The sequence below is a fragment of the Actinomycetota bacterium genome (assembly GCA_036280995.1).
GTDB lineage: Bacteria > Actinomycetota > CALGFH01 > CALGFH01 > CALGFH01 > CALGFH01.
This window is the reverse complement of sequence record DASUPQ010000019.1, coordinates 1-2,560: the sequence shown is the minus strand read 5'-3', so window position 1 is coordinate 2,560 and position 2,560 is coordinate 1. Positions and strand designations below refer to the sequence as shown.

Annotated in this window: 1 protein-coding gene; it reads right to left on the bottom strand. The window is 76.7% G+C overall.

Annotated features, from left to right (window positions below; all coding sequences use genetic code 11):
• Position 1: 1 nt before the first annotated feature.
• Entirely contained in the window at positions 2–2,398 is a 2,397-nt protein-coding gene (locus VF468_00495; GenBank protein ID HEX5876804.1) for a hypothetical protein, read from the bottom strand.
• Positions 2,399–2,560 lie beyond the last annotated feature (162 nt).

Genomic DNA, 2,560 nt, shown 5'->3' with positions numbered 1-2,560 from the left:
GTTACACCTCGGGGAACGGCAGCTCGTAGGGCCAGCCCTCGAACTGCGGTCCCCCGTCCCATGGCCAGCACTCGATCACGAAGCGGCGGCCCGCCTTGTCGACCCGGACCAGGCCGTAGCCCTCGCGCTTGCGCCGGCGGTCGCCCAGCTCGGCGTTGCGGCCCTGGCGGGCGGCCCGGAAGGCGGCCTTGGTGAGCCGCGGGTTGGCCACGGCCAGGACCCGCATGCGGTTGCCGTAGGCGTCGGTGAAGTCGCCCGTGTGGGCCGTGCCGCCGGGGTTGGGGAGCCCTCCGGCCGGCTCGAACCAGCGCTGCCAGGCGCTGCCCGCGGCCGGGGCGACGAACTGGACCGGGCCGTCGTCGAAGCCGTCGAGGCCGTGGCGGACCAGGCTGGCCAGGTGCTGGTCGCCGGAACAGAGCAAGGCCCCGGCCCGCTTGACCAGCTCCAGGGCGGTGCGGCGGGCGGAGGAGGCGGCGTCGGCGTCGGCGTCGAACTGGGCCCGCCCCCGCTCGTCGGTCTGCAGGCAGCCCCAGAGGGTCTGGGAGAAGCAGACCTTGGGGCTGCCCGGGTCGGTGGCCGCCCAGTCGGCCAGGAACCGCTCCTGGCGGTCGCCGAGGATGGTCAGGTCGTAGCGCCGCCCGGCCGGGTCGCGGTTGTCCTTGTCCCCGTTCTTGAACTTGCGGTCCTCGACCAGGGCGAAGCCGACCCCGCCATAGCGGAAGGCGCCGTAGTAGACGCCGATGCCCTGGGCCACGGGGGCGGGGTCGTGGGGGTCGGGGTTGTGGCTCGTCTGGACCCGCTGGACCAGGTTGACCCAGGCGGCCGGGTGCCGGTAGCCGCCCTGGCGGTAGTCGCCCCCGGGGGCGGGCGCGCCGGCGTTGCCCCAGAGGTTGGGGTGGTAGACGTCGTGGTCGTCGACCAGCACCACCGTGGGCACCGAACGGGTCAGGTCGCGGAAGGCCCACAGCCACAGGTACCAGCGGTAGAGCACGTCAAGGACGGGCCCGGGGCCCTGCTCGCGGGTCGTCGGCCGGTGCTCGTAGTACTGGTCGCCGACGGCGGCCAGCAGCTGCGGCCGGCGCCGGCCGACCTCGGCGGTCAGCTCGGCGTAGGGGAAGTAGAGATTGCGCCCGGTGTACAGGCCCAGCGGGTCCGACCCGGGGAGCCGGTCGTGCGGGTCGCTGGCGACGTTCAGCGGCCGGTAGCTGTGGATGGTGCAGTCGAGCAGGCCGACCCGCAGCTCGTCGTCGCCCGCCGGGTCGGCGGCCACCGTGCCCTCGAACGCCTGCTCCTCGGCCGTGCCGGCCCCCCACAGGACCCGGTAGTCGCGGGCGGCGGCGCCGTCCCAGCCGGTGACCCGGAAGGCGGCCGCGAACCCGGGCCCGACCGGGGCCACGCCCGCGTCCTCCCAGGCGCCACCGGGGCGCCGCGTCTGCAGCCGCAGCTCCGGCGGGTCGCCGTCGCCGACGGGGAACAGCTGGGCGGTCAGCTTCAGCACGGGCCCGTTGAGGGTGTAGAGGGTGCCGAGGACGGGCCCCTCGGCCCGCTCCGGCCGCCTGGCCACCTTGGCCCCGGCGGTGCCGAGGCCGGCGAACCAGTGGCGGGCCCCGCCGTCGGGCTCCTTGGACGACGACACCAGCGCGATCCCGCCGGTCAGGGCGGCGCCGTCGACCCCGTCGAGGCGGGCCGCGGCCAGCATGGTCCCGTCCCCGTCGCTGGCCGTGAGGCGCAGCCGGAAGCGGCCGCGGCCGCGCGGGGTCACCTCCAGGACCAGCTCGACGTCCTCGTCCAGGGCCCGGGGGCGGGGCTGGCCGGCGTGGACGGTGCCGGGCAGGGGGGCGTAGGCGAACTGCCTGGCCTCGTCTGTGTGCTCGCGGAAGCCGACGCGGCCGTCGGCCTCGTAGGTGCAGAGGATCCCCCCGCCCTCGCCCGAGGCGCCCTGGACCAGGGCGGCCGCCCGGTGGTCGAGCCGGCCGCCGCCCGCCCCGACCAGGAACCCGGAGAACCCCTCGCCGGCGGCGAGCAGCCCGGTGCGGACCCCGATCCGGGCCGGCAGGTCGCCGGCGACCAGCTCGCGGGTGAGGACGGCCACGGTGCGGGTCCGCATCGGCCCGGTGGCGGCCACGCACTCCACCCGCCCGGCGTGCAGCCGCCAGTCCTGCAGCCGGTTGGCCCACAACGGCGGTCCCAGCCAGGTCCGGGTGCGGTCGGTGGGCAGGGTCGCGACCGCGGCCAGCCCGGCCGGCGGCGGGACCGGCGCCGGGGCGGGCCCGGCCGGGGTGCCGCCCTGGCCCCCGGCGCGGCGCCAGGGCCAGAAGCGCCAGGCGACCAGCCCGCCGACCACGGCGGCGGCGCCGGCCCTGAGGAAGTTGCGACGATCGAGCCGGCCGGCACCCACGGACGTCGACGCCCTCCAGGCTCGGGACGGATGGCGCCGAGGTGACCGGGTCCTCGATGCTGACCAGCCCCTGGCCAACGGCCAGCGCGGCCGCCTCCAGCTTGGAGTGTACGCCCAGCTTGACCAGCACGTTCTGGACGTGGGTGCGGACCGTGTTGAGCG